Genomic DNA, 5267 nt, shown 5'->3' with positions numbered 1-5267 from the left:
ACAACGGGAGCACCTGGATATGAACTAAGTGTACTGTTTTGCGTATATGCCGAAGATGAGAAAACATTAAAATCACGTGTTAATACGCTGATTACAGAATATCGCAAAATGAAAATTGAATTGGTCAATCCATATGGAGAACAGTTAGCATACTTTTACGAGTTCTTACCAGGTTCGAAACGTTACAATACGGACTTTAAACTGTTTGTGGAACCAGGCGTACTTGCAATGGGCATGTTTGGGGCCACAACACAAATTGGTGACAATCAAGGGTTTTACATTGGAAAGACAAAGAAATTAAATCGTCCTGTTTTTGTTCGTCCCGAACTAGCGGTGAAAGCATTAGATAACATTGTGACAGCATTTGAAAGTTTATCGGTTATGTTCGCGGGGCAAACAGGGAAAGGGAAATCGTTCCTAATGAACTTACTCGCTTTCTGGATTGTTATGAGTGGCGGAAGGGCATTTATTATTGATCCTAAAGGGGACCGCACAAGATGGCCCGAATTATTGCCAGGGTTCAATGAGGATACCTTGCAAGTGTGGACGCTTGGGAAGGATAAAAAGGATGCAGGCTGTTTAGACCCATTCCGAATAAGCGCAACAATTGAAGATGCGAAGAGTTTAGCACTTGAAATTTTAACGTTCCTATCGGATGTAGGATTAGAGGATATCCGATATGACTATTTATATAAAGCGATTGAACGAGTAGCGAAAAAAGAAGACGCATGTTTAACTTTAGTTCGTAAAGAACTAGAGGAAATGAAGAAAGAACCTAACCTATTGCCAACTGAATTAGAACGATTAAACGCTCTTACAAATCGTTTAGCAACCTTAGAAGGCATCCAGTTAGGAGATTTATTGTTTGGTAGACCAGGTCAAGATTACCGCGTATTAAGCCTAGAACGTCCATTACAGGTATTACAAATTCAACATTTACGCATTCCGAAATCAGAGGAAAAGAATGAAAGTGTTACAGATAAATTATCTCGTAGTATCTTAATTGCATTAGCGGCATTTGGTAAATCCTTAATGCATTCCGATCGTAGTATTTTCAAAGTATACCTACAAGATGAGGCATCAAGTATTTTGAAAAATAAAGAGGGTGCGGCGTCTTCTGACAAAATCATTCGAGAAGGACGTTATCACAATATCGGCTTGTATTTAGGAACACAAAACGCATCCGATTATCAATCAGAAAATAAAGAGGTTGCAAATGTGGGGATGAAATTCTGTTTTGCATTGAAATACGATAAGGAAGCGGAAGAAATGTTGCGTTACTATAACTTACCGGTCACAGAAGAAAATATCTTAATGTTACGTCAGTTACGACGCGGCGAAGCCTTGTTCCAGGATATTTTTGGGCGAACCGCGGTTGTAGAAATTGATCCTGTTTTCCAAGAATTAAAGACTGCATTTGATTCCTCTACGAAAACAGACGAAGAACGAGCGCAACAATTGGCGTAATTCGTATTACAATACAGATAATAGTATTCTAAATTATCTGTATATGGAGGATGGAACGATGAAAAAATTACGTATGTTATCGGGATTATGTGTAGCAGGAATGTTGATGGTAACGGGGGTTGCGGGTTGCTCAAATGAAACGAAAAGCAATGCGAATCAACAAGAAAGTCAGAAAGAACGTGATATGAAAGAATCAGATAAAGCCGCAGTTGCTTATTTAAAGGCTTATATTGAAATGGACCGAAAAAAATTAAATGAACTACAGTACAAAAAATATGATTTTGGAGAGGATCGAGTAAAAAATCCAGACATTAGTAAAGAAATGAAAGAGCGCTACGATTTGTATAGATATGATTTACAAGAGGGTGAGGATGAATTTTATTACAGAATAAAATTTTATGATCCTGTAGAAAAGGCTCAAATGGGGTTATACCTCCGAATGGTTAAAGATAAAAAGGATAATAAGTGGAAAAATTATGAATGGGCATGGGATTCAACAAATAGTCTTAATTCAATTGTGGGAGATGTGAAACCTGTACATGTCCATAAATGGGGGCAAAAGGAATGAAAAAACTTTTCTCTATTTGTATGATTCTGGCATTCTTCTTACTACCGTTAGGGTCCCATGTGGCCCTAGCGGAAGATACAAAAACAGAAGAAAAACAGGAACAAAAAGGAGCGCGCATATCTGAAAATCTATTTAGTGGGTACACAGATGGGATTTACAAAGATAAGTATTACGAAATCGACACTTATCAACCAAAGGAAGAAGATAAGAACGTGTTTCAAAAAGTTGGTGGATACTTATTTGGTGATGATAGTGTAGGAAAAGACTTGCAAAGAATGTTGTATACAACATGTCAATGGCTTGCCAATATGGCGTTTCAGTTAAATGTAATTCTTGGCCAGTTAACAATCTTTTTAGTCGATCAAGCATTGAACCTGGATATTGTAGATACCGTAGCGGATAAATTAGGTGCGGCTATGCAAAATATCGCTGGTATTGGAAAAGGTGGTTTTTCATCTTCTGGACTATTCCCAGCAATTATCGGCATTGCTTGTGTGTTATCGGCTTGTTATGCGGGCTATATTTTCTTTATTAAGCGCCAGCCCTCAAAAGGTTTAAGTGAGTTAGTAAAAACAGTTTTGGTTATTGCTTTTATTGTTACGTACATTGGAAATGCAGGTGCGATTTTAAAGAGTGCAAATACGATTAGTTCCGAAATTAGTGTAACGGTATTAGCAAAAGCAACAGGAACGGTTGCAGGTGATCCAGGACGTTCCAAAGCGGATGCAATCTTTTCAGTGAAAAAGCAGATTTGGGATTTGTTAGTTGAACGACCATATTTGTTTCTACAGTATGGGGAAGATTCAAAAGAAAAATTGGGAGCTAAACGAGTAGATGAATTATTGGCAAAAGCGCCAGGTGAAGATCGTATAAAAATAGTACAAAAAGAGGTAAAGGATCAAGGAAACCAAATGATGGTTATTTCCTCTGTAGGAGAGCGCCTTGTATTTACAGTCATGTATTATGTTGTGAATACATTCGCAGGTGTTCCAGTAATTGCGTTTTGCTTACTAATTGTAGCATTCCAATTATGGTTCCTTGTCATGAGTAGTATCTCACCAATCGTCATGGCGGTGGCTTTATTGCCAGGACACCGCAGAGTAATTGAAAGCTGGGCTTCACAATGGATACGCCCATTAGCATTAAAAATATTTATGTCTGTTATGCTGGTCATCATCTTTACAGTAGCAGAACTACTATATGTGTTACCAGAAGCGGGCGTTGCAGGATATGTGTCTACAATGATTTTCCAAATTCTTGTTTTTGTTCTTTGCTACCTGTTTAGAGGAAATATTGTTGCAGCCTTTAGTCGAGCACGTGGCGTGTATGAGACAGTTACAAATATATCTCTTATGACTGAAAACTTTGTAGATAAAGGAAAAGAGTACGCTGGAAATACAATGTCTTATATTGGAGACAAAATGGGAGCACATTTTAACAGCGCGGCTGAATTAGCGGCGGCAGGCGGCCAGTTAGAAAATGCAGGGACAGACGACGAAAAGTCAAAAGCCAACCCGTTAGTGCAAGCGAATATACCGAATGATTTACCAAATAATCAAACGGAACAAGAAAAAGAAGAGAATCAAAAGAAAGGAAAACTTATTTCTTTACAGGATCGTGATAAACAGGGGGATTTACCGCAGCAGGAAGAGGAAGGGAAAGAACAAACGACACCAGGTGAAGAAGAGGCACCAATGCAACAAGACCTTATCAGCTTAGATAAGGAAGCATTAGAACAAGAAATGGAAGGACAACATGAAGGAACAGATGTAGAAGAATCAGAAATGGAGGTTCAACCAGAGCTTGTATCTTTAGAAGATGAGGAAATCCCAACAGGGGAAGAAACACAAACTGGTATGGAGGCTTATGAAGAAATTCAAACAGAAGTACCAGAACAAGAGGTACCACTAGAAGAAATTCCGACTGATATAGAAGTACATGAAGATGTACAACAAGAAGTACCAGAACAAGAAATACCACTAGAAGAAGTTCCAAACGATATGGAAGTATATGAAGAAATCCAGACAGAAGTACCAACGCAAGAACTTCCATTAGAGGAAGTATCAGCAGATCATGAAACATTTGAAGAAATCCCATCCGATATCCCACAACAAGACATTCCAACAGAAGAAATTCCGATGGATATTTCAAGAGAAGAAATCCAGTCAGAACAGGACATTTCAACAAATATCCCACAACAAGAAATCTCAACACAAGAAGTATCCACGCCGATTGAAACAGATGTAAATGAACCGTTAATACCAGATACAATTCGTGCAGATGTAAGTAAAGAAGGTGTCATTGTCCCACGAACAACAGAAACAAGTTCTTCTATATCAAATGCCGACATTCCAGATGCTATACCTGCAGAAGTGAATGAATCGGGGCAAATTGTCGCTAAAAAACCTTATATATATGTCTAGTCAACCGTACAATTATCAAATTTTTCTGACGCATTTATTCCAACGGAATCCGTTTCCAATTCTGATTTGGCACAAGTAAATGAGAAAGAAGTAAGCAAAAATGAGCCGATTCAAGAAAAAGCGGTAACGATCGATACGCCAGATATACAATATGGAGCTGTAGCCGCTGGAAGTGAAAATTGGATGCCCTCTACTGATCCACAAAACTTAGATAACTTAGATGATTTGGAGCCACCAAAAAAAGATGAGTAGAGTCCTAGTTTTATAGGACTTTACTATCTTTTCATGAAAAAAGGAGCGATATAGATATGCAAAACTGGGGATTAACTTGTATGAAAATGGTGAGTATCAGTATTTTTCTTTGTATCGGGTGTTTGGGATGGATGAACATAATCATTCTTTTCATTCAAAGAGAATGGCCGACCGATTTATTAGGATGGATAGGTTTAGGATTACTTATTTGGTATACGCTCATTCTTCTCGCTCTCCAAATCATCCATCGTGAAACACATTGTCGTATTGATGACAGGGCCAAACTAGCCTTTTTCATTTGGTTTGTAGGAATCGGTCATTTGGGATTATTAGACTTTATACAAAACCAGCAATCTACTGTTTTAACGTTACTATTTCATGTTTTTGCGATTATACCTATTCTTTTGGCCCTTACATATGGGCTAATTGTTCGAAAATATTCTAATCAATCTTGATACATGTTGTAAGGGGAGGAATGATATGAGACCAGAAATAAAAGAAGTCGTAGACAAAACGATACAAGAAGAGATTGAACAAGAACAAAAAAAGAAGAAGAA

3 protein-coding genes and 1 pseudogene are annotated in these 5267 nt (G+C 37.9%); all 4 read left to right on the top strand.

Annotation, left to right across the window (positions count from 1 at the left end; all coding sequences use genetic code 11):
- A partial coding sequence (locus tag ACQRBL_RS31830; RefSeq protein ID WP_427736361.1) for an ATP-binding protein occupies positions 1-1467 on the top strand: 1467 nt, incomplete at its 5' end.
- Between the two features lie 58 nt (positions 1468-1525).
- Positions 1526-2035, top strand: a complete 510-nt coding sequence (locus tag ACQRBL_RS31825) for a hypothetical protein (RefSeq protein WP_000736225.1) — start codon at positions 1526-1528, stop codon at positions 2033-2035.
- Positions 2032-4710 (top strand): annotated as a pseudogene (locus ACQRBL_RS31820) (CD3337/EF1877 family mobilome membrane protein). Before ACQRBL_RS31825 ends, ACQRBL_RS31820 begins: the two are co-directional and overlap by 4 nt.
- A 56-nt stretch (positions 4711-4766) precedes the next feature.
- Complete coding sequence (locus ACQRBL_RS31815; protein WP_411996694.1) at positions 4767-5165, top strand: hypothetical protein; 399 nt, start codon at positions 4767-4769, stop codon at positions 5163-5165.
- Positions 5166-5267: the final 102 nt, after the last annotated feature.

The organism is Bacillus sp. AF62, from assembly GCF_050312695.1.
Lineage (GTDB): Bacteria > Bacillota > Bacilli > Bacillales > Bacillaceae_G > Bacillus_A > Bacillus_A cereus.
Note: the sequence above shows the minus strand (reverse complement) of the source record. Positions and strands in the feature narration are given on the sequence as shown.